Source organism: Hyunsoonleella pacifica, from assembly GCF_004310335.1.
In the GTDB taxonomy this organism is placed as follows: domain Bacteria; phylum Bacteroidota; class Bacteroidia; order Flavobacteriales; family Flavobacteriaceae; genus Jejuia; species Jejuia pacifica.
The window spans coordinates 233,126-259,884 of sequence record NZ_SIRS01000003.1; the positions used below are offsets into that span (position 1 = coordinate 233,126).

Below are 26,759 nucleotides of genomic sequence, written 5' to 3' on the forward strand. Positions count from 1 at the left end.
TAAATAATAACATATAATTAAAACCAAAACTAATCTAATAATGAAAAATCTTCTAACACTTTTAATTTCTTTCGCCCTTGTTTTGGCTACTACTTCATGTGAGGACGAAAATGATTTCAATTATGTACTATTTGCTGATGAAGCACCTACAGAAGTTCAGGCTATAATAACTGTTGCTACTGACAACTCTGGGGTTGTGACTGTATCACCAACAGCTAAAGGGGTATCTTCCTTTAGAGTATTTTTCGGTGACCCAAGCAATAACCAAGCTTTAATTGGCAGAAATAAAACTATAGAAAACGTTTATCCTGAAGGAGAGTATACTGTTAGAATAGTAGCTATATCTCCAAATGATAAAACTACAGAAACAACACAAAATATATTTGTTGAGCGCACAGCTATATTAAATATTGAGAGCGGGCTTCTGGTATCTGAAACAGCTAAAGAAGTGGAACTTACTCCTGTAGCAGATAATGCAACACAATTTGTAATTAATTTTGGTGATGGCACCCAAGAAACTGTAAATGCTGGAGACAGTATAAGACATATTTATGCAGAAGGAGGCGATTTTCAAATTAATATTGAAGCTAGTAATCCTGACACTGGAAAATCTAACCAAATTACAGAGTTTACATCAATACAAGTTGGTCCCTTAGATTTATTGTTAACGTTTGATGACCCAATAACAGATTATACTTTTAATCCTTTTGGTGGTGTATCTACAGAAATAGTAGCAAACCCTAATCTGTCTGGAACAAATGAAGAAGAAAGTAATGTTGCTGCCATAACCAATTCAGGTAATTCATTTGAAGGTTTTGTGTACGACTTACCAACACCAATAGATTTTAGCAGCAATAAAAAAACAATGTTCGTTAAGGTGTTTAACGATACAGGTAACACGATTCCTATCACATTACAATTTGTAAACGGTGTTAACGGAGAACGCGGAGTAGAGGTAGTTACTAACCATACAGGTTCTGGTTGGGAAACATTAGAATTTAATTTCTTTAACGCATCTAAAGTTTTTATTCCAAACGATCCTGAAAATTTTCAATCCATAACACCAACAGGACAATACGGTACCATTGCATTTTTTATTGACGGCCCCGGTAGTACACAAGGAACATTCTTTTTAGATGATTTTGTACAAAGCCTTGGAGACGCTCCTGCAGGACCACAATATGTATTTGATTTTGAAGATATTACATTAGAAGGCTCTTTCGACTTTGGTGCACCAATTCAAATTGTAGATAATCCATTCCCAAATGCTGTAAATAGTTCCTCTAAAGTTCTAGAAATACAGAGAGGTCCGGGTTTATTCCAAGGTTCAGGTTTTGATATTCCTCTTTTAGATTTAACAACAGAAGATAAGATTATTACAATAAAACTATATTCAGAAATACCTGCTTTACTTTCTGTAGATTTAAAAGTTTCTCCTACTGGAGCAAGGTCTGCCAACGTACAAGTTAATCATACAGGTTCTGGTTGGGAAGAACTAACGTTTGATTACTCAAACGCTACAAAAGCTTTTGAACCAAATGATCCTGAGAATTTTGCACCGCTACCAGCCAACCAAGTTGGTGCATATACACAAATTGTGTTTATAGTTAATGGGCCCAACGAAGATACAGGTACATTTTATATGGACGATATTATTAAACCTTAAGAAGGTATTAGATAAATAAAACAATTATTTAATCCAAGCTTTATTAAGATGGTATTTCTTAATAAAGCTTGGGTTTTTAAATGAATAACATTCTTCTTTTTAAACAAAACTCTTTTCACTAGCACTAGTATTTCTAGTTAAATCTGTAGCTAGAAACAGTTAATTTAATTCGTCGACAAAAAAGAATCCATATTGTGTTAGAATAATGATTGTAAAGACATCTTATTTACTTTTACTTAGATCACTCCAAATTCTAAATTGTGTCTATATAACGAAACAGCTTTTTATAGAACATACATCAAATTAAAACTGTATAGTGGGCGTCTTTTTATGGTTTCATTTATAGATAATATTAAAAAGCTCAGGATAAAATTTCATCCTGAGCTTTTTAAACTATATAATTATGTAATCTTTAAATATTAAATCTGTTATTTCTGTTTAACGTTTATGTTTATGGTCTTATCAATATTGTTTGAAGCATTACCTACATATATAATATAACCGCCTGTTTCAATACTCCAGTCTGAGGCAGACACATCATAATATGCCAAAGATGAAACAGGAACACTTATACTTACATTTTTAGATTTTCCTTTTTCAACAAAAACTTTTTTAAACCCTTTAAGCTCTTTTAATGCTCGCTTAACCTTAGAATTTTTCTTGCCAACATACACTTGAACCACCTCAGAACCGTCGATGTTGCCTGTATTACTAACATTACAAGACACTAGAATAGTTTCATCAGAAGTGTTTTTTTTCTTGTTAACAGCAATATTAGAGATACTAAAATCAGAATAGGATAACCCATATCCAAAAGCAAACTCTGGCTCTATCTTTTTAGTATCAAACCATCTATAGCCTACTAAAATATCCTCTTTGTAATATTGATTAACACCATCGCCAGGATATGATAATTCTCCATAAAAATGAGCACCATTATCCTTTAATTGTTTGGGAAATGAAAATGGAAGTTTCCCTGAAGGGTTAATATCTCCACTTACTACGTCTGCAATAGCATGCCCAGCCATACTACCTAAATACCATGTTTGAATTAAACCGTCAACTTTAGACAGCCATGGTGTTGCTACAGCATTTCCTGTAACAAGTAGCATTCCTAAATTAGAGTTAACTGCCTTCAGCTCATTAATAAAACTTTCTTGATTATATGGAAGCTCATAAGACTGCCTATCATCACCTTCACAATCTTGTAAATGGCTTTTATTTAGTCCACCTACGTACAAAACAATATCTGCCTTTTTAGCTATTTCTATAGCTTGTATTCGTAATGAATCTTGATTCAATTTAGACGGGATTATATTATCATAAACAGATGGGCCTGTATGGTATCCCATAGCATGAATAATTTTAGCCTTTTTGTAGCGTTGTTTAAGCCCCTCAAGAGGAGAGATTTCAAATTGAGGTTTTAATTCAGAAGAGCCTCCACCAGCAGTCATAGAGCGTGTTGCATTTTCTCCAATCACAGCTATAGTAATCCCTTCTTTATCTTCAATAGGAAAGAAATTATTTTTATTTTTTAAAAGTACAATGCCTTCTTGAGCAACTTTTCTAGCAACATCATGGTGTTCTTTATTATTAATTCTACCAAAGCCTCTATTTGGTTTTAATGTAGTACGATACATTAATCTTAAAATACGTCTAACTTTATCATCAACCACTGCTTCATCTATATCTCCATTTTTTAAGGCTTTCAAAAACGGAGACGCTAAATAATAGTAGTCGTAATGATTTGCTGTTGTTGTTCCTAATCCATCTGTACCTGTTCCCATTTCCATATCTAATCCGTTAAGAGCGGCTTCCATCGTGTTATGCGTAGAACTCCAATCACTAATTACAACACCATCATACCCCCAATGATCTTTTAGAATGGTTTTAGTTAATAATTCGTGATGTGTAGTATACTGTCCTCTAAATTTGTTATATGCACCCATAACAGCCCATACACCAGCTTCTTTTACAGCAGCTTTAAAGGCCGGTAAATAAATTTCATATAAAGCTCTATCACTAGCTTCAACGTTAATTGTACTTCTCCAATGCTCTTGATTATTTAATGCAAAATGTTTCACACAAGCTGCTACATTATTTGCTTGTACACCTTTAATATAGGGCACTACCATTTTTGAAGCTAAAAAAGGATCTTCTCCCATATACTCAAAATTCCTACCATTAAGTGGTGTTCTATATATATTAACTCCTGGTCCCAGTAATACATCTTTTTCTCTATAAAGTGCTTCTTCTCCAATACTTCTTCCAAATTGAGCAGATAAATCTGGATTAAAACCTGCCGCTAAACAAGTTAGTGCTGGAAATGCCGTAATAGAATCATTAGTCCAGCCAGCATAGTTCCATGAATCCCAGCCTATTTCTGCTCTAACGCCATGAGGACCATCGCTCATCCATACTTCCGGAATCCCAAGTCGTTCAACTCCTTTTGTACTAAATTTTGATTGTGCATGACACATTGCAACTTTTTCTTCTAAAGTTAGCAACTGTAAAATACTATCAATTTTTTTATTTATCTCTTTATCGTTATCAGATAAACGATCTTGAGCTAGTGAAAAATTGAATAATACGAATGAACATAAAAGTGTGAGGGTATAATACTTAATAGACATAAATGATTAATGTTTAATTTTTTTCTTTTTTATGAATGGGCATAAAATTACTTTAAGCTATTATGAGTACTTAGAACTAATTAAGCAATTATTAGAATATTTAAGCCAACCAATCATTTAAGTTTTGTAACACTAGCCTACTCAATTAAATAAGTGACCTTATTATATACCCCGTGTCTTATAAAAAAACTATTTATTAACTTAAATCTAATATATATATATATCATGGCAATATTAAAAGTTATTGAAGTATTAGCAAACTCAGAAAAAAGTTGGGAAGATGCTACTAAAAAAGCAGTAGCACAGGCGTCAAAAAGCGTTAAAAATATTCGTTCTGTTTATGTTCAAGATCAAAGCGCAAGTGTTGATGGTGGGGAAATAACAGATTTTAGAGTAAACGTAAAAATTACTTTTGAAGTGAAGTAACATAAAGCGGCACAAAATTTACCAGCGTTCATTATTTTGAACGCTTTTTTTATGCCCTTTTTTAACTAACTTTGAGTTATGAAGTATACACTACTATTATTTCTGGTAATTCTTATGAATTGTAAAAGCCAAAATCAGGAATCCAAAAATCAACATAAATACACAAATGCTTTAATAAATGAAACTAGTCCTTACTTACTACAGCATGCCCACAATCCAGTAGATTGGTACGCCTGGAATAATGAGACTTTAGAAAAAGCCAAAAAAGAAAACAAATTAATGCTAATTAGTGTTGGTTACTCATCTTGCCATTGGTGTCATGTTATGGAACATGAAAGCTTTGAGGACAGCTTGGTTGCTCAAGTAATGAATAAGGACTTTATAAATATAAAGGTAGATAGAGAGGAAAGACCAGATGTAGATCAAATTTACATGAATGCTGTTCAACTTATGAAAGGTAGTGGTGGATGGCCCTTAAATGTAGTAGCGCTACCAGATGGAAGGCCTATTTGGGGAGATACCTACTTACCAAAAGAACAGTGGATAAGTGTTTTAAATCAAATTTCTAAACTCTACAGCGAGGAACCTAACAAGCTTATACAGCAAGCAGAGAACATTCAAAAAGGGATAAACTCTATATCAGTTGTAGACGTAAATAACGATGCTCCTATTTTTGAAAAAACATTTATCTCTGAGGCTGTTGATAACTGGTCTAAACAATTTGACTACAAATTTGGTGGTACTAATCGAGAGCCTAAGTTTATGATGCCTAATAACTACCATTTTCTATTGCGTTATGCATACCAAACTGATGATAAAAAGCTTTTAGATTTTGTAAATCTTACACTTAAAAAAATTGCTTTTGGAGGTGTTTATGATCATGTTGGAGGTGGATTTTCGAGATATTCTACTGATGGTAGATGGCACGTACCTCATTTTGAAAAAATGCTGTACGATAATGCGCAATTAGTCAGTTTATATTCAGATGCATATTTACTAACTCATAATAATTTATATAAAGAAGTAGTTGAAGAAACACTAAATTTTTTAAAATCTGAAATGACAACCAGCGAAGGTGCTTTCTATTCTTCTTTTGATGCAGATAGTAAAACTCCTAAAGATGAATTAGAGGAAGGTGCTTTTTATGTATGGCAAAAAGCAGAATTAAAAACAATACTAAAAGAAGACTTTCAATTATTTTCTGATTACTATAATATTAACAATTATGGATTATGGGAAAAAAGCAACTATGTACTCATCAGAAAAGATGATAATATTAGCTTTTTGAAAAAACATGACATATCACAAGAACTACTTAATGAAAAAAAATCTATATGGAAATCTGCTCTTTCAAAAGCTAGGAATACAAGACCTAAACCAAGAATGGATGATAAAACCTTAACATCATGGAATGGCTTGATGCTCAAAGCTTATGTAGACGCCTATCGTGCATTGCAAAATAAAGCTTATTTAGATGCAGCAGAAAAGAATGCCGATTTTATAGTGTCTAAAGTGCTACGAAATGATGGTGGGTTAAATCACACCTACAAAGAAGGTAAGAGTAAAATTAACGGTTACCTTGATGATTATGCTACAGTAATTGATGCTTTTATAGCGCTTTATGAAGTTAGCTTAAATGATAAATGGTTAAAAATAGCAAACGATTTAGCAAATTATACATTCAAGCATTTTTATGAAGAGCGTAGTAAATTATTTTACTATACCTCAAACGAAGATGCTTCTTTAGTTTCTAGAAATATGGTATATCATGATAATGTTATTCCTAGTAGTAATTCCATGATGGCTAAAAACTTATTTAAGCTATCGCATTATTTTGACAACACATTATTTGCCTCATCAGCAATAACAATGTTAAACAATGTAAAACCAGAAATGTTGAAGTACCCCACTGCATATTCTAATTGGTTTGATTTGATGTTGAATTATACCAATCCGTTTTATGAAGTTGCCATTGCAGGACAACAAGCCAAAGAAAAGATTTCTGAATTAAATCAAAACTATATTCCCAACAAACTAATAGCTGGAAGCACTTCTGAAAACAACATGCCTTTACTAAAACATAGGTATACTCCAAATAAGACACTTATTTATGTTTGTGTGAATAAAGCCTGCAAATTACCAGTAGATGAAGTAGATAAAGCCATTAATTTATTAAACAAATGAGTACAATAGCAATTATTTTTACCTCAATTGTTGCATTAGAACATCTTTACTTTTTAGTGCTAGAAATGTTTTTATGGACAACCCCAAAAGGCATTAAAACCTTTGGTTTAAAATCTAAAAAATTTGCCGAAGACACCAAAGTATTAGCAGCAAATCAAGGATTGTATAACGGATTTTTAGCTGCTGGATTGGTTTATTCTAGTATTACTAAAAATAAAGAAATAGCTGTATTATTTCTAATCTGTGTGACCATAGCAGGTATTTTTGGGTCTTATTCAACAAAGCAATTAAAGCTATTTTTAATACAAGCTGTTCCTGCTATAATAGCTCTTGTTTTTTGCTTTATTTAGAATTAATTAATCATTTAATCACATAAAAACTAAGCAATAGTTTTTATTTTAGTAACTACTAAAAACTAAAAAAATTATGGAAAACGTAGACAAGTATCTTGAAATGGCACAAGGTTTCATTGTAGAATATGGTGTTAAAATTATCGGCGCAATCGCTATATGGATTATCGGTTCGTGGATAATCAAAAAAATTAACAAAGGTGTTGCCAAAGTAATGTCCAAAAAAAACTATGATGAAAGTTTACAAAAGTTCTTGCTTAACCTCATCGGTTGGATTTTAAAAATCCTTTTATTCCTTGCGATTTTATCTCAATTAGGTGTGGAAACCACATCCTTTGCTGCAATTTTAGCTGCTGCTGGTTTAGCTATAGGTATGGCTTTACAAGGATCTCTAGGAAATTTTGCTGGAGGTGTTTTAATTATGATATTTAAACCTATTAAAATTGGTGATTTAATAGAAGCCCAAGGAGAACTTGGTGTTGTAAAGGAAATTGAAATTTTTACAACTAAAATAGTATCTCCTACGAACAAAGAAATTATTATTCCTAATGGTGCACTTTCCAACGGAAATATTACAAATTATTCTACAGAAGGCAAGTTAAGAGTAGATTTAACAATAGGTGTAAGTTATGATGCCGATATAAAACAAACTAAAGATGTTTTAATGAAGGTATTAACAGATAATCCTCAAGTATTAAAAGATCCTGCACCTTCTGTAAATGTATCTGAACTTGCTGATAGCTCTGTAAACTTTGCGGTAAGACCTTATGCTACAGTTGCAGATTATTGGGATGTATATTTTGGTACTATTGAAAAATGTAAATTAGCTCTTGATGCTGCTGGCATTGAAATTCCTTACCCACACAGTGTTGAAATACATAAAGATGCTTAAAATTAAGATTTAGGCTTAATAGCTACAAAGTCTTTTAAATAATAAGGTTCAAAATAAGCGACATCTTCGGTGTCGCTTATTTTGTGCTTATCATAAGCTAAAGCTCCCATTTCATTAGCAGATGGTAACTTGTTTTCTATAAAAACAGCGTTTGGATACTCTATAATTTCTTTAGTTTTCTCCACACCACTACCAATAAAATATACGTTTCCTTGTTTTAGGAATTCACTAAAAGAGCTTTCATCCAATATTTGGGCTTGGGTATCTCTTGTTTGATTGTATTTTGCATCAAAAATAGCAGAATACACCTCCATCCGTCGCGCGTCCAACATAGGTATAATCACACCTTCTTCGATAGAAACTTGCTGTGCTAAAACCTCTAATGTAGGCAAGGAAATTAATGGTTTATCTAGAGCAAAACACAACCCCTTTGCAGCTGAAACACCAATACGCAAACCCGTATAAGAGCCAGGGCCTTTACTAACCGCAACAGCATCTATATCAGAACGCTTAACATTAGCTTCTTTTAAAACTTCATTGATAAAAACATGTAATTTTTCAGCATGGGAATAACCATTTCTAGCATCTTCTTTTAAAGCAATGGTTTGTCCATGCTTTGATAATGCCACCGAACAGTTAGTAGTAGCTGTTTCTAAACTAAGTATTATAGACATTAAGAGCTGTATTTTTCAATGATATCTTTTATAACTTCTGATGTTAATTCAAAGTCTTTTAAATCTGGCCAACCTTCCCAACGTACTATCCCATTAGGATCTATAAGTACACAATGTGGAATACCTTTTACCTTATATTTTTGTTCTAAGCGTTCTTTGGTATCTATGGCACTGTAATACTCCATCACAGGCGTTTTCATTGTTTCTACTTTAGCTTTGGTTTCATCACTTATACCAATAATCACTAAATGCTCTTTGAATTCTTTTTGGTAGTTATTAAGCTTTGGAATTGCCTTTCTGCAAGGTCCACACCAAGTGGCCCAAAAATCTAAAAGGATAAATTTTCCCTTAGTGTCTGGAGCATCGGTAAGCCATTTCTCTACAACTAATTCGGGTGCCTTTTTATTAAGAAAAGACTTCGCCCAAATTTTCTTTTTTTGTGCGTTTACAACAAAACAAGATAGGCACACAAAAACCAATACAATTTTTCTCATAATTAGAGTTTCACAGGATCTCCTAATTGGTAAGAGACTTTCCCATGTAAAAGTCTAAAACTTTTGTCTTAAAAACAAAATCATATTTAGCATTAATTAAGGCAGACTCCGCATTAATAAATCTTACCCTAGATTGCTCCAACTCAAAAGCATTCATAACACCAATATTATAACGTTCTTGAGCATTTTGGAATGCCAACTCTTGCGACTTTAGAGATTTTTTAGCTGCGTTGTATGCCTTAAATGCTGCTTGGGCATCTGTAAAAGCACGTTGGATGTTAGATTCTAAATCTAATTTTGCCTGCTCTAGGCCTAATTTTGCCTGTTCTTCTTGAATTCTAGATCTGGCAACTGCTGTTTTATTTTGAAATCTAGAAAATATAGGGATGCCTAAATTCAAGGTAAAAGCATGTGCTTTTTGGTTATTTAATTGAGAAATAAAATCTGCTTCGGTATCCAATACGTTGGTAAAAAAAGCATTTGACCCAAAACCATAATTAAACGTCAATGATGGATAATATCCTGACTTTGAAATTTCTGTACCTAATTCAGCATTTTCAATTCGTTTTTCAGCTACTTTAATCTCATTTCTATTTTCAAAAGCATGATCTACAATTGGGGAAACATTATCGTATAATAAGGTTTCTGATGGGTTATCTATTTCAATAATCTCAACGTCAAATCCGTTAAAAGGCAATTGTAACAATTGCGATAATGTAAGCAACGCTAAATTATAATTATTCTCAGCAATAGTTAAACTCTGTTCATCTGTACTTAAAGTTGCCTCGGCATCATAAATATTAACTTTTGGCTGCGTGCCTGCATCTACCAACTCTTTTACTTGTTCTACTTGCTTTTTTGAAAACTCATATTGCGCCTTAGCAGTTTCTAAACGTTCTTTATTAAATAAAACATTGAGGTATGAATTTACTACATTTAAAGAAATATCATCCTTAATTCGGCTCAGTTCCAGTTTACTGGTTTCTAAATTTAATTCTGATTGTTTATATAAATTGGTCAATCTGAAACCATTAAATATAGTTTGATTTGCACTTACTCCAATACTCGTGCTATTATCAGTTCTATCAACAAACTGTCCAGGAAACAGCTCCCTATTACCAATAGATAAATTATGCCTAATGTTACCTCCTAGAGAAGGTAAAAATTGTCCTTTAGCTTCAATAACATCTTGTTCGTTAAGAAGAATAGAATTTTCATTTTGAGATACTGTGATATTATTCTCTAAAGCATAATTAACACATTCTAGAAGTGTCCATTTTTTTTGTTGAGAAAATACAGAGATTCCAACAAAACATATACTTAATATAATTGTATTTCTAATTAACTTTTTCATTATTAATTATCGTTTTCTTCATCTTCCTTATCATCAGAAGCTTTATTCCATACTTTAATTTTATCCCCTTCTTCTATACCATCTAAAATTTCAACATTAATACCATCAGAAATTCCAATTTTCACATTTTTTCGTTTGAATTTTCCATTTTCATCCTGAATTTCTACATAAGGTTTATCACTAGATCTTTTGTATTGTAACAATGCTTCTTTTATGGCGAGTATACTGTCTTTACCTTCTAAATCTATTTCTGCATTGGCACTATACCCTGCCCTGATATTTGAGATACTATCAAGCTTTACATTAGCTTTAATGGTAAATTGAACTGCTCCATTTTCCTCTATACCCTTTGGTGCTACAAAAGTTAATTTGGCTGGAAATTCCTTATCATTAATTGCACCAAGCACAACTTTTATATCCTTACCTTCTTCTAGTTTTCCAACCTCAGCCTCATCAACCTTTCCTTCAAAAATCATGTTACTCATATCTGCTACTGTTGCAATGGTTGTACCCGCATTAAAGTTATTACTCTGAATAACTTGATCTCCTTCTCTTACAGGAATCTCTAAAATGGTTCCAGAAATTTGAGCTATGATATTGGTATTGGCGGCACTACCACCAGATATAGAGCCACGTTTTATAATTTGATAATCGTTTTGTGCTTGTCTTAGGTTTTCTAATGCTTGCTTATAAGTTAACTCGCTATTTTCAAAAGTTTGAATGGAAATAACCCCTTTTTCAAATAACTTTTTATCTCTTTGAAATTGAGTTGTAGCATTGTCTGCTGATAGTTTTGAGGTAGCGATTCTACTTTTTGCATTAGCCAAACTTTGTTCGTTGGGCACTACCCTTATTTGGGCTATTAAATCTCCTTTTTTAACCTTATCTCCCTCTTCTACAATAATCTTATCCACAATTCCTGTGATTTGAGGTTTTAACTCTATCTCTTCTTCTGGATTTAACTTACCTGTTGCTACAGCTTGTGAGCTAATAGTTGTATAAAATGGTTGAGCCACATCAAACTCCTCTATATCTTTTGAATTAGCATCCATAAAATACCTTAATACAAAGACTAAAGCGACGACCGCTAATAGAACTAAAATAATTTTTACTGTTTTATTCATTTTTTTGATTGTTTATTCTTCTCTTAATGCTTCTATGGGTTTTACACTATTTGCTTTAAAGGCTGGTATTAAACCAATTAACACGCCCAGAACTACTAAAATTATAAGTGCAAAGCCTACTACAGCAATGGAAACTGATGGATTAACTAAAGTAGCATCTGGCCCTTGACCCACTGTGGCATTTATTAGCATTAATGTTAGCCCTCCAAAGATAATCCCAATAACACTGGCTATTAAGCATAGTACTATTGCTTCGAGTATTACTTGACTCATTATTTCCAAGGGAGTAGCTCCTATGGCTCGTCTTAAACCTATTTCTTTTGTACGCTCCCTTACTGTGATTAACAAAATATTACCAATCGCAAATACACCTGCTATTAATGTAGCTATACCCACAAACCATGTTAAAAATTGCATTCCGGTTAAAAACCCTGTAACTTTTCCAAATTCTTTCCCTGCGTTTGCACTCCCAAAAGCTCTTCGATCATCAGGATGAATATTATGCATATTCTTAAGCAACAGTTTACTATCTTTTTCTACTTGAACAATATTAAATTCTGGTTTTGCGGTTATTACCATCCAACCAATTCTTCCTCCTTGATTAAAGATTTGCTGAAAAGTTGTAAATGGTATGTGCATATTAATGCGAGGCCCCATATTTATATTAGACACTTTAAATACTCCTACCACCTTAAAGTTTATACCGTTTATTTCTATATATGCTCCAATTGCTTTTTCATCTTTTTTAAATAGCTGTTTGTATACATCTTCAGAAATAACGGCTACTTTTCTTTTATTTAGCATGTCGTTTTCATTGATAAAACGGCCATGGATTAATTTTTTCTTTTCAACTTCATCTAAAAGTGGATAATCTCCGCCTATTTGAAAACTCCCAGATAAAAAACCTCTATTAACTTGGGAACCTCTTTGATTTCTAGGAACTACAAATTCTACTCCCGGAATATTCTCTTCTACCCTGTATGCATCTGTTAGTTTTAATTGCACTCTTCTTCCTTCCTGAAACCCTTTAAAAGGCTTGCTGGTACGTTGCCCCCAAATAAAAACAGTGTTCGTGGCAAAATCGCCAAACAACCTATTAAAGCTATTCTCCATCCCTTTGGCTGAACCCAATAATACTATTAACAAAAATATCCCAAAGCCAACACCAAAAATGGTAACAAGCGTGCGTAGTTTATTCTTCCGAATACTATCGTACAACTCTTGCCATGTATCACCATCAAATAAAAACTTTATCATTCTATTCGTTTCTTAATGCTACTATTGGTTTTATTTTTGATGCCTTATTCGCAGGTAAATATCCTGCTAGTGCTCCTGAAATAATTAGTAAAATTGTTGCTCCTATTACAACTGATGTATCTACTCCTGGATTAGTAATAAAATAATCTTTTAAACCAGGGCCCATAATTTTTAAAACTGCTGCTCCTATTAATAGCCCAACATAGCCTGCTAAAGATGTTATCAGGATAGATTCCAATAATATTATAGATACAATAGATCTTGGAGAAGCGCCTAAAGCTTTTCTAACACCAAGTTCTTTGGTGCGTTCTTTAACAATAAACACCATTATATTACTTATTCCCATGATGCCTGCTATTAAAGTTCCTAGTCCAACAAACAATACTATAAAGTTTAACACAAACATCATCTGGCTCACGCCTTTGGTGCCTTCTGCAAAGTTTCTTACCCTAATAGCCCTTTGGTCATCTCTTGCTACATCAAACTTCTCTTTCAATTTTAAGGTTAGTGAATTACCAAATGCAATGGCCTGATCGTAACTTAATTTTGGGTTATAGGTAAGATGAATAAAATCTATATAATCATTATTACCATAAACACGTTGTGCCGTTGTAATTGGTGTATAGATAACGTTTTCTTCACTGTCTCCTTCGTCATCAGAAAATATCCCTACAACTTTATACGGGATTCCGCTTAAGTTAATATACTTTCCTATAGCTTCTTGGTTTGCAAATAAATCTTCACTTATGGCCTCTCCAATAACTGCTACTTTAGTTCTATTCTCTAAATCGGAATTATTGATATATCGTCCTTTTTCAACAATATTATTCTCAATGTACATGTGCTCTGGATGTACCGCTCTCACTTGATAAGAATTTTTTTCTCCTTTAAAAGACGCTTCTACATTTCTATTTACTTTAGATGTGATAAACTCAACGTCGTCTCCAAACTCCTTAATTATATAGTCATAATCCTCATTTTTAAACCTTATTCTACGTCCAGATTGTAATCCTTTGTGAGCTTTACTGGTTCTACCTGGAAATACAACAATGGAATTTCGGGCATCGGTACCAAATAATTCAATAAATGTGTTTTCAAGACCATTGGCAATACCAAAAAGTATGGTAAACAATAAAATAGCAAATGCAATAGTGAAACCTGAAAGCAAACTACGCGTTCTGTTTTTATTTATACTTTGAAATATTTCCCGCCAAAGGTCTAAATCAAACATACTGATTGGCTCTTACTTGGGTTACTTTTTTATCCTCCATTATAACACCGTCGCGCAATCTTACAATACGCTTACACATATTTGCAATATCCTCCTCATGGGTTACCATTAAAATGGTTTTTCCTTCATCATTAAGCTGTTGGATAAACTCCATAATTTCGTATGACGTTTTGGTATCTAATGCCCCTGTAGGCTCATCAGCAAGAAGTAACTTAGGGTTTGCGGCTAAGGCTCTGGCAATGGCTACACGTTGTTTTTGCCCGCCAGACAGTTCTTTAGGAAGATGGTGTGCCCAGTCTGCCAAACCCACTTTCTCTAAATGAAACATCCCCAGCTCTTGACGCTTTTTACGTTTTAAACCTTGATAATATAATGGCAATGCTACATTCTCTAGTGCATTTTTGTAGTTAATGAGGTTAAAGGACTGAAATATAAACCCTAGAAACTTATTCCTATACACTGCTGCTTTTTTTTCGGTAAGATTATCAATTGGCAAACCATCTAGAATATATTCTCCAGAATCTGCAACATCCAACATTCCTATAATATTTAATAAGGTAGATTTTCCTGAACCTGAAGATCCCATAATAGCTACCATCTCACCTTCTTCTACAGATAAATCTATACCTTTTAAAACATGTAAACTGGAATCACCTATAGCATAGGACTTGTGTAATGCGTTTATTTTTAACATTTTTTGATTGATTGAGAACGTTCAATTAGTCACTTTTAACCAATGCGCTTTGCAATAAGACTAACATTACAAAGAAATGTTACAAAAAATGTGTGAAAAAACTTTTATTACTTTTTTAACTTATAGAACTTCCTGTAAATCAGGTAACCAACACCAGCAACCAATATATAAGGGATAGCCATTAAATACATAATACCATTATTAATACCCTCAGCTGCAGTTTGCCCTTCCTCACTCTCTAATACTGCGCGACACATCGCACATTGCGCATTACTTTCTAAGAACAAGAAAAAGGAAACAAGCAATAAGACAACTTTAGACTTCATCTTTTTAAAAGCATTAGGTATAGTAAGGAGAAATCATAATGTAAACCACCACACCAGTTATAGCTACATACAGCCATAAAGGAAATGTAATTTTGGCTATTTTTTTATGCCGTTCTATATTATTGGTAATAGCCCTAACGTAAGTTATCAAAACAAAAGGTATAACTGCTACAGACAATAAAATATGTGAGATCAAAATGAAATAATAGATATATGCAACTGCACCTTCGCCTCCAAATTTAGTAGAATCGCTAGTCATATGATAAGCTACATACATTACTAAAAACAACACAGATAAAACGATAGCTAACTTCATTAAGCGCTCATGTAGTTTGATCTTTTTATTTTTAATTGCTATTAAGGCTGCTATTAAAACCCCAGCAGTAACCGCATTGATAGCTGCATATATTGGCGGTAAAAATACAGGTAATGTCGCATCAATCTTAACACCAAACAAAACAGCTACTACAACAGGAATAGCTATAGACAATACAACAATTAAGGTGTTATACTTTTTTTCATCGAGTAACTTTTCTGAATTATTCATTTAGCAACTTTTTTATATCCTCTTTTAAAATACCAATTTGCTCTTTTTCTCCATTATCATCAACACCTTCCTCTTGGGAAGCAATACCTCTATAATAAATTATAGGATTTCCAAATGTATCTTTTCGCGAACGGATAAAGCCATTTTTATCTATCAACGCAAAGTTTCCAGAATGCTCAAAACCTCCTTCTACAGCACTGTTTTCGGCAGCATATATATAAAACCCTGCGTTTGCCAACTCGTATATGGTTCCTTTATCCCCAGTCATCAAATGCCAGTTAGGGTTTGTAATACCATAGGTTACGGCATATTCATTTAAGACTTCAGGAGTATCGTATTCTGGATTTATGGTAAACGATGCTACACCAAAATTCTGTAAATCCTTAAACTCGTTTTGAATTTTAACCAAGTTATTATTCATTCTTGGACAAATGGTTGGGCAGGTTGTAAAAAAGAATTCTATAACATATACCTTTCCTTCATAATCCTTATTGGTAATTAACTTACCGTTTTGATTTGTAAAACTAAATTCTGGTACTTTACGCTTTTGACCATTATTTTCAATAAATGCCAAATCAGAAGCAGTAGACGTTTTCACTTGTTCTCGTTTTTGATCGCTTCTGCTTTCGTTGCGCGACACGTCATTATTAGTTATCCTATCTACAATTCTTGGCACAAACCATATACCAAAAACAAGAATCACAAATGCTATACCTATGTAAGAGTAATTATTCTTTTGTTTCATCTCTTCCTTTTAAATCCTCTGCTCTTCGTGTATCAGAATTAAATTCGCCTTTGCGTTTTTGCCTATATTCAGTAAACAAGATACGTAAGTCCTCACTCATTTTATTTTTAATGGTAGCCACCTCTATGCAGTTGTATGAATTAAGCCCATAGATAGGTTTATCTTTTTCTATTTCACGGTCTTCCCTATCATCAATACGCCCACGTTGGCTCAAATCTTTATCAATAATAAAAACATCATCTGTGGCGTAATTTGCATCTAAAGATTGGGTATATTTTATACTATTAAACAGCTTAGTTATTTGCTGTGGTGTACCATATACTAGATGTAAGAAACGTAAATCTTCGTAAAGGCTAATCTCCTTTCGTAATTTTTCAGCATCCGCTTTACTTGCTAGAGGTGCAATTAAAACTATTTGAAACTTCTTAAAGCCCTTAAACTTATCATATACTAACTCCTTTAAATTAGAAGTCGCTGTTAATCGTTCCATAGGTTTAGCACCCAAAAAACTTAATACGGTAATATGATCTTTTAGAACAATTCTATCTTCGGTATTAGAATTAAAATCGTTTAAATCTAGCACATTTTCATTTACAATATCAAGGGGTGTATAATTATGAGTTGCTGGATATAAAAACAATAAGAAGGTAACTGGAAGAAAAAAAAGAATTCCTAAAATTGCGTATATACCTGCTTTTTTATATTTCATAAAACTTTAGATTACCCTTTTAGTAAATACTTTTGCAAAAATAAAAAAGGTGGTTCTTAAAAACCACCTTAGCTGTATATTTTTAACACTAAATTGTGCTTAAAAATCTCTTTTTATATATCCATCGTCATATACATCAAACACATAGCCTCCTTCTTGTAATAAAATGAATATTAAATATAAAATCAAGAATATAGTAGTCCAAACTACCATACGTCTTAGTGCTTTGGTTTCGTCACGCATGTGCATGAAATCCCATGTAATGTAGTAGGCTTTTACGATAGTAAGTATAATGAATATCCAGTTTAAAATCTTCATGCCTAAAAATTTAGCCATTAAACTTTCTGGTTTATAAATACCCAATATAACCTCAACTGCAGTTACTAAACTTAAAAAAACTAAAACACCCCAAATTTTTTGAGTATTAGATTTAAATTTAAGTAAACCTTGAAATATTGCTAATTTATGTTCGTGTGCCATTTTTAAAATATATTTTCATTTAATCCCAATGCCTTGGGAGATAATTTTTTTTTAAACTAAGTAGAAGAATGTAAATACAAATACCCAAACTAAATCTACAAAGTGCCAGTATAATCCAACTTTCTCTACCATTTCGTAACTGCCACGTCTTTCATAAGTACCTAACACCACATTAAAGAAAATAATAATGTTTATAACAATTCCTGAAAATACGTGAAACCCGTGAAATCCTGTTATAAAGAAAAAGAAATCAGCAAATAATGGTGATCCGTATTCATTTACATGAAGGTTAGCACCCTCAACATAAACTTTACCATTTTTCATAATTTGGTTTATAGACTCTTCTCTAGTTAAAACAGTTTTTTCGCCTTCGTCATTTATTATTTGTGTTCTTACCAAAATATCTTTGTTAGCTTGTAAGCCATGAATCACTTCATCCATAGTAAAACTCGGTAAGCTACCTTCGCTAACAAACCACAACCCATTCTTTCTCTCATGCTGTGTTCTATCTTGATGAGCTGCAGAAACAGCAAAATCTCTTACAGCAACACGCTTAAACACTTTCTCTCCATCATTATCAACGTAGTGTCCAAATTGCAAAATGTTACCACCTCTAGTTTGTACAGCACCATAATCACCTTTAATAAATGTATTCCATTCCCAAGCCTGAGACCCAACAAATATTATTCCTCCTATAATAGTAAGGAACATATATAATGTAACCTTAGCCTTATTCAGGTGGTGCCCTGCATCTACTGCCAGTACCATAGTTACAGATGACATAATAAGTACAAACGTCATAAAAGCCACGTAATACATCGGTGCATCTACACCATGTAAAAACGGAAAGTGTGTAAACACCTCATCTGCAATAGGCCATGCATCTATAAACTTAAATCTTGAAAAACCGTAGGCTGCCAAAAACCCAGAGAATGTTAATGCATCAGAAACGATGAAAAACCACATCATCATTTTACCATAACTTGCCTGTAAAGGTTTATTTCCTCCGCCCCAAGTTTTGCCTTCTGCTACTGCTGTACTCATATATAAAGGTTGTTATTTAAAAGTTGCACAAAAATAATCATTTTATTCATCTAACGAAATATCGCACTCTAAAAATAGACCTAGATTTTTTCTTTTATTGGCATTACCCTCCTTGAGTCGCGTCGGGCTTTCACTACTCAATCCCTCCTAACGTCGGGGATTTCAAACATGCCGTTCTATCCCTAATGCAGGCTTACCCGCCATCTACCAGTTAAAACACACACCATCTTACTGTATACAAGCACTTTACCCTACAAAATAGAGGAATAAAAACAAGTAAATCCACAGTATATCAATAAAATGCCAAAACGTAGCTGCTAACTCAAAGCCTAACAAATTCTCCGAATTATACTTTTGTTTAAAATGATTATAAATTACCACTAAAACACAAATCAATCCAGCCACTACATGTAAAATATGCACAGCAGCAATTAGATAAATGTAAGACATGGTAACGTTACTGGTAGGTCCTGTAAAATTATAACCCAAATCAATAATCTGGTTAAAACCATTTACCTGGTTTATAATAAACAACACACCCAACACTAAAGTAATTAACAATAAAACTGTTGCAAGAGCACGGTTACCCTTTCTTATAGCTAGCTTTGCTAAAATAAAACTAATACTGCTCAGCACAATTACCACTGTGCTAATAACAAAAGCATTAGGCAACTCAAAATCAGTAACCCAATCTGGCCTTGATCTACTTACTAAAAACGCACTCGTCCAGCCTCCAAAACTCATTATTAAAGACACAATACCAAACCAAAGCATCATTTTCTTTGCTCTGCTATTTTTATCTTTAGGTGTTCCTTGAGTTAAATCCATGTTAACTTAAAAATTTATCAATTACATAAACTATTTGCACCAATGTAATATAAGATACACTTACCAACATTAATTGTTTAGCTGCCTTTTCCGTCATTAATCTAAACAACCTTACAGCGTAATAAATCATCCATAATCCTAATCCAAAAACAATAATTGCAGCAATAATGGATAAATGTAATCGCCCCGTAAATCCAAACACGGGGATGATAGAAATTATTACTGTCCAGATACAATACATTATGGTCTGTACTGCTGTTCCTTTATCCTGTTTTCCTGTAGGCAACATAAAAAATCCACCTTTTTTATAATCATCATACAAAAACCAGCCAATAGCCCAAAAATGTGGGAATTGCCAAAAAAATTGAAGCGCAAATAAAGTTCCTGGTTCAATTCCAAAATCATCCGTTGCAGCTACCCACCCTAACATAAATGGAATAGCACCTGGTATAGCTCCTACAAAAACAGCTAAAGGTGTTTTTGTTTTTAAAGGTGTATAGGCACAGGTGTATAAAAAAATAGAAATAGCACCAAACATAGCGGTTTGCTTATTGATACTGTACAAAATAATAATACCTAAAAGCGTAAAAATAGATGAGATAATAAATGCTGTAGTAACCGACATACGACCTGCAGGTATAGGCCTGTTTTTAGTCCTACTCATCAACGCATCCAAGTCCTTCTCAATAATCTGATTAAAACCATTAGAAGCTCCCACCATAAAATAACCGCCTAAAGCAAGTAAGGCAAGTATTTTAAAATCGACTATATCAACACCCAACAAATAACCTACAAGCGAAGAAAACACAACACTAATTGATAAGCGCATTTTTGTAATTTCTTTAAAATCTGAAATTACCGAAGGTGCTGCTACTGAAGTTTTTGTGTTACTCAAGGCTATCCTATTAATCGCTTTTTATTTGCGAGTGCAAAGATACGCCTTAAAACTAATTTGAGCAATGGAAGACAAACTTTTAATATCTTTAATACACGCTCTTAAAAAAAACAAAAATCTATGAAATCTGCAACACCATACACATTTCTTTGTTTCTTCCTAATTACCCTTTCAACTTACGCACAAGGACGATTTGATAAAGTAACTATTACAACAACACAGCTTACTAATCACACTTACATGCTTGTTGGTGCAGGTGGTAACATTGGGGTTTCAATAGGAGAAGATGGTGTTTTAATAATAGATAACCAATTTGCACCTTTAACTAAAAAGATTGTGAATGCCCTAAAAAAGCTAAGCGACAAACTTGTAAAATATGTCATGAATACCCACCATCATGGCGACCACACTGGTGGCAACGAAAATTTTGGCAACATTGGAGCTACCATTATGGCACATGATAATGTAAAAAAACGACTTAAAGAAAAAAGCCCTGAAGCTGCAATACCAGTGATTACTTATAATGATAAATTAACCGTACAAATAAATGGTGAAGAGGTTATCGTAATTCATGTAGATAATGCACATACTGATGGGGATTCGCTACTGTATTTTACCCAAAGTAACGTGCTACACACAGGCGACACTTATTTTAACGGACGCTACCCTTACATCGATTTAAAATCTGGAGGCAGTGTAAACGGATACATTAATGCTGTAAAAACAGGTTTAATGTTAATAGATGAAAACACTAAAATTATCCCAGGTCATGGCGAGTTATCCAATAAAGCCGAGTATGAAACTTTTTTAAATATGCTAAAAAATGTAAAAACAAAAGTTTTAGCAGAGATAAAAGCTGGAAAAACCGAAGATGACGTTGCTGCTAATACTTCAATAACAAAAACGTATGATGATTTAGATTATGGATGTTGCTTTATTAATTCAGAAAAGATAGAAGGACGTTTTATAAGAGTTTGAAGAGGTAAACATTACTTTTTAATATCTGGATAGTTAAAAATAAATTCCTGCTTTCGCAGGAATGACAGCTACTGAGATGCTGAAAACCAGTACAACAAAACAACCCTAGTTGTCGAAATACCAATTAAACAAATCGGTTCTTAATCCAAAATTTAACCAAACAGTATTGTTTTTAAAGGTATCTATTGTAGTGACATCGGGATTAAAATTTCTAACAGTTAAATCGGTAAATAGTTTAAGGTTAGACGCTGGGTTTATTAAATATCCCACTTGTAAATTACCATAAAAGGTTTTTGTTTTTATACCTTGTCCTATTTCAATGCCTGTGTCAGCTGGTCTATCGCCTTCAACGCGATAAATATTACCACCGTAATTAAAGTTGTCTGTTCCATCTAAAACATCAAAACCTCGAGTCCCGAAAATAAGTCTTGCATCTCCAAACCAACGCTGTTTGCGATAACGCCCAATTAATATAACTTCACTAAAATTAGCACCCCATAAATGTGCTACAGGTTGATTGTTGTGCCCGTAATTTAAAACGATGGTATTGTGCGAGTAAGTATAGGGTCTTACACGGTTTAACTCCAATTGCAACAACAAGTTATCTACATTAAAAGCATTGTAGTATTTAACACCTAGCTGGTATCCAAACTTATTTTTCCAACTTTGGTTACCTGCCCTAACGTCGCCTAGGGAAAATTCATCTAGAATAAATTGTCCATAAGCATTAACATTATCACTAAATTTATATTTACCTGAGGCTCCCAAAAGTGCATTACCTGCATCTTGCCCTGTTTCAAACTCTATGGCACGGTAAAAAATAATAGGATTTAAATAATTGACGTCAAAGCCTCGGTTATTACTGTTAGTCCATAATACCGATTCAAAAAAACCTAAATTTAAACGTTTAGATACATTCCAGCTTAAATAATGGTTGGCTATATATTTAGTTAAAAAAGCACCATCTTCTTTAACTTCCGGTCTTACATCGCGCATCCACATAAAGGTGTTGGTATATTTAATCTTCCAAAAGTTGGTGTTTAATTTTAAAAATGGATGCGGACTGGTAACATCGCTTAAAATTAAGGAACGATATCCATCTCCAATAAAATTTTTACCATGTCCAAATTGAACATTTAAAAACTTTGCTGGCGAATACGACAGATATGCTTCTGCTGCTGGGTAATCGTAGCTATCGGTTTTAAACCGTTTTGAAACACCTCTCCCTGGCACTATGGGCTCAGAACCTGAGGCTCTAATACTTTCAATGTATCTATTTACATAATCAGCAAACCGCCCTTGGCTTTCAAAAATCGTAGTGTAAAAATTAAATTTTTTACCTAAACCGCCTTGAACCCAAATACCTCTGGTGTTATTGTAAGTACTTCCTCCTTCTGAGTCTGTTCCTGTTTGTAAATCAAAAATTGGGTCTATCGTGAACCAATAATCTTTACCTTCAATCTGTACCAAATGTTCATTCCATATTTTTTTTCCTGCCCAAGTCTCGGCATCCTTTGTCAATGTTTTTCTCTCTGCTTCAAAATCATAATATTTGGAAACGTTTTCATACAAGAATGGCTTTTGTGCTGTATGGCTATTCGTCCCTACAAGGTTTATTGCTCTATCAAATCTTGCATAATCACTATGTGTAAACTGAATATTTAACTGGCTCCTTAATGCTTTATTTGTATAGGATTTTAATGTACTATTTACACTATCAAATTCTTGTTTTGTTGCTAAAGCTTCTTGTTCTATTTGATTGACTTCTTGCGTGTTTTTTGAACTTGACAGCTTAAAATCTTCAATTGGGATTTGAATTGGAATGGAATATTGTCTAAAAGTCTTACGTCCACTATATGTTGCGGGTGTTATTTTTGGAAATAAATCAAAAACCCGTTGGGTTTCTTGCTTTAATTCATCATACAAAGCATCAACATACATCACTTTAAATGTACCTATAGTATCAACCTCAAAAAGCACTACTATTTTGCCTTTATAATCTTCATCAATTACATTTTGAGGCACTTTAAAATTATCTTTTACGTGCTGAAATACATGTTTATTAAAACACTGTTGCAGACTATCAATGGCTATATTAGAACATTCAGGAAAAACAGGCGGTTTTTCGTAAATGTCTTCATTTTGAGAAAAGGCAGTATGGTAACAAATAAAAAGTAGAAGGGCTACAAATTGTTTCATCTGATAAATTTTATTGTTTTTAAAAGGTCAGATGTAATTCGCTATTGGATATTTTGGCAAAAAAATCAACGTATTGCAATAGCTCATTTCATATTATAGATATGATTACATTTTGGACTGAAAGATAGTATATTTTATTAAGATGATTGAATATTCTTTATTGATATAAAAAAACCGTTATCTTAAAAGATAACGGTTTTATGCATGCTAAATTATAATTATTACTCTGCTATAAATATAATAGGGAGTGTATAGCGAACCCCAACTGGTTTATCACGTTGTTTTCCTGGTTTCATTTCTGGGATTTTATTAACTACTCTTCTCGCTTCAGCTTCTAATTTTTCGTGTGGTGCTCTAGTTTTTATATCAGAAACCTTTCCAGTTTTATCTATTAAGAACTGTACACTTATCCTTTGTTTTCCTTCTAATCCATACCTAGAAGCTATATCATACCCATTGAATTTACGTTGTACCAATTTTGTAATAGCATCAGACATACATTTTTTTCGAGCTTTGTTTCCAACTTTATCTTCGCAACCTGGATAGACAGGAACATTCTCAATTAAAATAAAATCTACTTCATCTGGAATATCTGGCTTTTCAATATTGTCTACTCCGTCTGGATTGAATAGCTGATCTGTTGTTTTCTTTGTTGGTGTTTCAACAAAATCTTCAGGTAAATCATTATCATCTTTAACTTCCTCAAATTTGTCAACAAACTTCTTGGTCACTTTTTCCTGCTTCTTTATTTGTTTTTTTTGCTCTGGTTTCACATAATGCTTATAATTAATAGCCTCCATATCAAAGACATCATTAGGATCCTCATAGTTATAAGCAACATCTACAGGTTTAGTTTCAAATCGCATTTCCAATAAACCTAAGGTTGCCAAAAGACAAACAATAAGGCCTACTTGAAAAAAGAGGGTTGAGTTTTTTTGTAAATTTGCATCATGCCGATGTGATTTTTTCACGCTATCATCGTTTTGCCGAACGATGTCGTGAGATTGTTTTGAATTTTTCATTTGTTGTGATTTTTCTAAAACTACAATGAAAAAAATTCATAAGATTAAGAACTGTTAGCATGCAAAAAACAGTGAATTGGTCTTATTCATTTCATTATCATAGTTGTGATGTTAATATTATGATAAAATCACAAGAAGCATACCAAAACAAGAAATCCCGCTACAAATAATGTAGCGGGATTTTATTTTTTATGGTTTCTGCTATGGCAGAACCAATTTAATCTTGTACTTGGAAAACGATAGGTAAAGAATAAGGCACAGTAACTGGTTTACCTCTTTGCTTTCCTGGTTTCATTTTAGGTAATTGACCAATAACACGTTTAGCTTCTTTTTCTAAGCCTGGGTGTGGTGCTCTTGCACGAATACCAGTAATATTACCCGTTTTATCAATTTTAAAAATAACATTGATACGCTGTCTTCCTGACAACCCGAGGTCACCTGCTAATTCTGTATTAAATTTTCTTTGAACAAATTTTTGAATCTTATCAGACATGCATTTCTTCTTCTTTGCATTGTTACCTTTTTCACATCCTGGGAAAACTGGAACATTTTCAATTACTGCAAAAGGTACTTCAACATCCTCTTCAACTGCATCAACTTCAATCTCTTCAACCTCTACAATTTCAGTTTCTTGATCAACTTCAGTAGATTCAATAACTGTTTCTTCAACTTCTTCTTCATCTTCAACTACTTCGATTACTTCTGGAGCTGCTGGAGGTGGAGGTGGAGGTGGAGGTGTTACAATTTGTTGTGTTAATGGTATTTCCTCTTCTAACTCTTCTTCTAGGTTTAATTGTCCTATATCAATATCAGCCTTATCGTAGGTTTTGTAATTGATAGCGGAATATGCTAAAAATAGCATTAATGCTAAACCTATAGCAAAAAACAAACCACTGTTTCTGCCTACGTTAGCTTTTGGATTTTTTTTAGGTTCCATAATTTTATTGTTTTTCCAGATTGCTAAAATAAGTACTTATTTAGGAAAAAAGCAAGTCTTTATTAATTTTTAACTTGTATCCTTCCTTTCATCAACAAAAGCGCTCCTGCCAACAATGCTCCTAAGCTATTAGCTAGGGCATCGTAAACATCAAACGATCTGTGAGATGTTATTGTTCCTTGTAATATCTCAAGAAGTATACCAAAAATTATTGACAATACTATTGCTCTTAATATTGCTTTCTTTTTGGGTAGATTTTGTTTAAAATAAAATACTATATACCATAACCAACAAAGCAGTGCATAAGCTAAAAAATGGAAGATTTTATCACCATAATCAACTTCCACATCAGGTAATTTTCCACTTAAATTAATTAAACTTACTGTTGCTAAAGCAATGGTGTAAGAAATTGCAAGGAAAAGCGCTACTTTTTTAAGCACCTATTAATGCTTTATAATCTTCATCAGATAGCAAACCTTCTATTTGTGAAGCATCAGAATACTTGATTTTTATCATCCATCCACTACCATAAGGATCTGAATTCACACTTTCTGGTTCGTCTTCTAAGGCTTCATTAAACTCAACGATTTCTCCTGATAATGGTAAAAATAAATCGGAAACTGTTTTTACAGCTTCAACTGTACCAAAAATTTCATCAGCATCCAAAGTTTCGTCTAAAGTTTCAACTTCAACATAAACAATGTCTCCTAGTTCGCTTTGTGCAAAATCGGTAATACCTACGATGGCTATGTCTCCTTCAATTTTTACCCACTCGTGGTCTTTAGTGTATTTTAATTCTGATGGTATGTTCATTATGAAAAATTAAAAATTGTTTTCACAAATGTATCTATTCGAAATTAGATTTCAAATAGGTTTGTGTTAATTAAAAAACTGTTTGATCGCGCTGTTATATCATCATTAACTCTTCTTGTCTAAATGATATTTTTATTTTATTAACTCAAAAACACCCCTAAAGCCCCCTCAAGGGGACAATCTTGTAAAAAGTACGTTCGGAGTTTATTTATAGTCATACACCTCCCTTACTCCCTCCTTTTTAGGAGGGACACTGT

The 26,759-nt window shown here is 33.1% G+C and carries 27 protein-coding genes; 6 read left to right on the forward strand and 21 right to left on the reverse strand.

Going from position 1 to position 26,759, the window contains the following annotated elements; all coding sequences use genetic code 11:
• Positions 1-40 precede the first annotated feature (40 nt).
• Positions 41-1,666 (forward strand): PKD domain-containing protein, encoded by a 1,626-nt coding sequence (locus EYD46_RS07320; protein ID WP_130936427.1) that lies wholly within the window; start codon positions 41-43, stop codon positions 1,664-1,666.
• A 428-nt stretch (positions 1,667-2,094) separates the two neighbouring features.
• Here EYD46_RS07320 and EYD46_RS07325 read toward each other — a convergent pair whose 3' ends face one another.
• Positions 2,095-4,299: a beta-glucosidase family protein gene (locus tag EYD46_RS07325; protein WP_130936428.1), complete on the reverse strand. Its 2,205-nt coding sequence runs from the start codon at positions 4,297-4,299 to the stop codon at positions 2,095-2,097.
• Between the two features lie 225 nt (positions 4,300-4,524).
• On the opposite strand from EYD46_RS07325, the gene EYD46_RS07330 reads away from it, so the two are divergent.
• The 4 genes from EYD46_RS07330 (at position 4,525) to EYD46_RS07345 (ending at position 8,151) form a co-directional block, all read left to right on the forward strand.
• The gene (locus tag EYD46_RS07330; RefSeq protein WP_130936429.1) at positions 4,525-4,725 is read left to right on the forward strand and encodes a dodecin family protein; all 201 of its coding nucleotides are present in this window, start codon (positions 4,525-4,527) and stop codon (positions 4,723-4,725) included.
• Positions 4,726-4,803: 78 nt separating this feature from the next.
• A complete protein-coding gene (locus EYD46_RS07335) occupies positions 4,804-6,909 on the forward strand; it encodes a thioredoxin domain-containing protein (protein WP_130936430.1) in 2,106 nt (701 codons plus the stop codon).
• On the forward strand, positions 6,906-7,259 hold the full coding sequence (locus EYD46_RS07340) for a DUF1304 domain-containing protein (protein ID WP_130936431.1): 354 nt from the start codon (positions 6,906-6,908) through the stop codon (positions 7,257-7,259). Before EYD46_RS07335 ends, EYD46_RS07340 begins: the two co-directional genes overlap by 4 nt.
• Before the next feature lie 76 nt (positions 7,260-7,335).
• Positions 7,336-8,151, forward strand: coding sequence for a mechanosensitive ion channel family protein (locus EYD46_RS07345; RefSeq protein ID WP_130936432.1), 816 nt, complete (start codon positions 7,336-7,338; stop codon positions 8,149-8,151).
• 2 nt (positions 8,152-8,153) lie between these two features.
• On the opposite strand, the gene tsaB is transcribed toward EYD46_RS07345, so the two are convergent.
• From tsaB to cyoE, 15 genes are all read right to left on the reverse strand, one after another.
• Positions 8,154-8,825, reverse strand: coding sequence for a tRNA (adenosine(37)-N6)-threonylcarbamoyltransferase complex dimerization subunit type 1 TsaB (gene tsaB / locus EYD46_RS07350; RefSeq protein WP_130936433.1), 672 nt, complete (start codon positions 8,823-8,825; stop codon positions 8,154-8,156).
• Positions 8,825-9,319 (reverse strand): TlpA family protein disulfide reductase, encoded by a 495-nt coding sequence (locus EYD46_RS07355; protein ID WP_130936434.1) that lies wholly within the window; start codon positions 9,317-9,319, stop codon positions 8,825-8,827. The genes tsaB and EYD46_RS07355 overlap by 1 nt, the downstream gene beginning before the upstream one ends.
• Before the next feature lie 22 nt (positions 9,320-9,341).
• Positions 9,342-10,673: a TolC family protein gene (locus tag EYD46_RS07360; protein ID WP_130936435.1), complete on the reverse strand. Its 1,332-nt coding sequence runs from the start codon at positions 10,671-10,673 to the stop codon at positions 9,342-9,344.
• A 2-nt stretch (positions 10,674-10,675) separates the two neighbouring features.
• The gene (locus EYD46_RS07365) at positions 10,676-11,797 is read right to left on the reverse strand and encodes an efflux RND transporter periplasmic adaptor subunit (RefSeq protein ID WP_130936436.1); all 1,122 of its coding nucleotides are present in this window, start codon (positions 11,795-11,797) and stop codon (positions 10,676-10,678) included.
• A 12-nt stretch (positions 11,798-11,809) separates the two neighbouring features.
• Positions 11,810-13,054 (reverse strand): ABC transporter permease, encoded by a 1,245-nt coding sequence (locus tag EYD46_RS07370; protein ID WP_174719897.1) that lies wholly within the window; start codon positions 13,052-13,054, stop codon positions 11,810-11,812.
• A 1-nt stretch (position 13,055) separates the two neighbouring features.
• On the reverse strand, positions 13,056-14,285 hold the full coding sequence (locus EYD46_RS07375) for an ABC transporter permease (RefSeq protein ID WP_130936437.1): 1,230 nt from the start codon (positions 14,283-14,285) through the stop codon (positions 13,056-13,058).
• Positions 14,278-14,979 (reverse strand): ABC transporter ATP-binding protein, encoded by a 702-nt coding sequence (locus EYD46_RS07380; RefSeq protein WP_130936438.1) that lies wholly within the window; start codon positions 14,977-14,979, stop codon positions 14,278-14,280. The genes EYD46_RS07375 and EYD46_RS07380 overlap by 8 nt, the downstream gene beginning before the upstream one ends.
• Positions 14,980-15,086: 107 nt before the next feature.
• A complete protein-coding gene (locus EYD46_RS07385) occupies positions 15,087-15,305 on the reverse strand; it encodes a hypothetical protein (RefSeq protein WP_130936439.1) in 219 nt (72 codons plus the stop codon).
• A gap of 13 nt (positions 15,306-15,318) precedes the next feature.
• Entirely contained in the window at positions 15,319-15,852 is a 534-nt protein-coding gene (locus tag EYD46_RS07390; RefSeq protein WP_130936440.1) for a DUF420 domain-containing protein, read from the reverse strand.
• Positions 15,845-16,597 (reverse strand): SCO family protein, encoded by a 753-nt coding sequence (locus tag EYD46_RS07395; protein WP_130936441.1) that lies wholly within the window; start codon positions 16,595-16,597, stop codon positions 15,845-15,847. The genes EYD46_RS07390 and EYD46_RS07395 overlap by 8 nt, the downstream gene beginning before the upstream one ends.
• Complete coding sequence (locus EYD46_RS07400) at positions 16,581-17,306, reverse strand: hypothetical protein (RefSeq protein ID WP_130936442.1); 726 nt, start codon at positions 17,304-17,306, stop codon at positions 16,581-16,583. The genes EYD46_RS07395 and EYD46_RS07400 overlap by 17 nt, the downstream gene beginning before the upstream one ends.
• A 99-nt stretch (positions 17,307-17,405) precedes the next feature.
• Positions 17,406-17,786 carry a cytochrome C oxidase subunit IV family protein gene (locus EYD46_RS07405; RefSeq protein WP_130936443.1) on the reverse strand — a complete coding sequence of 127 codons (381 nt, stop codon included), beginning with the start codon at positions 17,784-17,786 and terminating at the stop codon, positions 17,406-17,408.
• A 51-nt stretch (positions 17,787-17,837) separates the two neighbouring features.
• Positions 17,838-18,830, reverse strand: a complete 993-nt coding sequence (locus tag EYD46_RS07410; RefSeq protein WP_130936444.1) for a cytochrome c oxidase subunit 3 — start codon at positions 18,828-18,830, stop codon at positions 17,838-17,840.
• Between the two features lie 246 nt (positions 18,831-19,076).
• Positions 19,077-19,658 (reverse strand): cytochrome c oxidase subunit 3, encoded by a 582-nt coding sequence (locus EYD46_RS07415; protein WP_130936445.1) that lies wholly within the window; start codon positions 19,656-19,658, stop codon positions 19,077-19,079.
• Position 19,659: 1 nt separating this feature from the next.
• Positions 19,660-20,553: a heme o synthase gene (gene cyoE, locus EYD46_RS07420; RefSeq protein ID WP_130936446.1), complete on the reverse strand. Its 894-nt coding sequence runs from the start codon at positions 20,551-20,553 to the stop codon at positions 19,660-19,662.
• A 120-nt stretch (positions 20,554-20,673) separates the two neighbouring features.
• Here cyoE and EYD46_RS07425 point away from each other — a divergent pair, with 120 nt between their 5' ends.
• Positions 20,674-21,531 carry an MBL fold metallo-hydrolase gene (locus EYD46_RS07425; RefSeq protein WP_229731321.1) on the forward strand — a complete coding sequence of 286 codons (858 nt, stop codon included), beginning with the start codon at positions 20,674-20,676 and terminating at the stop codon, positions 21,529-21,531.
• Positions 21,532-21,636: 105 nt separating this feature from the next.
• Here EYD46_RS07425 and EYD46_RS07430 read toward each other — a convergent pair whose 3' ends face one another.
• The 5 genes from EYD46_RS07430 to gcvH form a co-directional block, all read right to left on the reverse strand.
• Positions 21,637-23,730 (reverse strand): gliding motility protein RemB, encoded by a 2,094-nt coding sequence (locus tag EYD46_RS07430; protein ID WP_130936447.1) that lies wholly within the window; start codon positions 23,728-23,730, stop codon positions 21,637-21,639.
• Between the two features lie 221 nt (positions 23,731-23,951).
• Positions 23,952-24,752: an energy transducer TonB gene (locus tag EYD46_RS07435; protein ID WP_130936448.1), complete on the reverse strand. Its 801-nt coding sequence runs from the start codon at positions 24,750-24,752 to the stop codon at positions 23,952-23,954.
• A gap of 217 nt (positions 24,753-24,969) precedes the next feature.
• On the reverse strand, positions 24,970-25,689 hold the full coding sequence (locus EYD46_RS07440) for an energy transducer TonB (RefSeq protein ID WP_130936449.1): 720 nt from the start codon (positions 25,687-25,689) through the stop codon (positions 24,970-24,972).
• Between the two features lie 62 nt (positions 25,690-25,751).
• Positions 25,752-26,129 carry a VanZ family protein gene (locus tag EYD46_RS07445; RefSeq protein ID WP_130936450.1) on the reverse strand — a complete coding sequence of 126 codons (378 nt, stop codon included), beginning with the start codon at positions 26,127-26,129 and terminating at the stop codon, positions 25,752-25,754.
• The gene (gene gcvH / locus EYD46_RS07450; RefSeq protein WP_130936451.1) at positions 26,122-26,502 is read right to left on the reverse strand and encodes a glycine cleavage system protein GcvH; all 381 of its coding nucleotides are present in this window, start codon (positions 26,500-26,502) and stop codon (positions 26,122-26,124) included. The genes EYD46_RS07445 and gcvH overlap by 8 nt, the downstream gene beginning before the upstream one ends.
• Between the last annotated feature and the right edge of the window lie 257 nt (positions 26,503-26,759).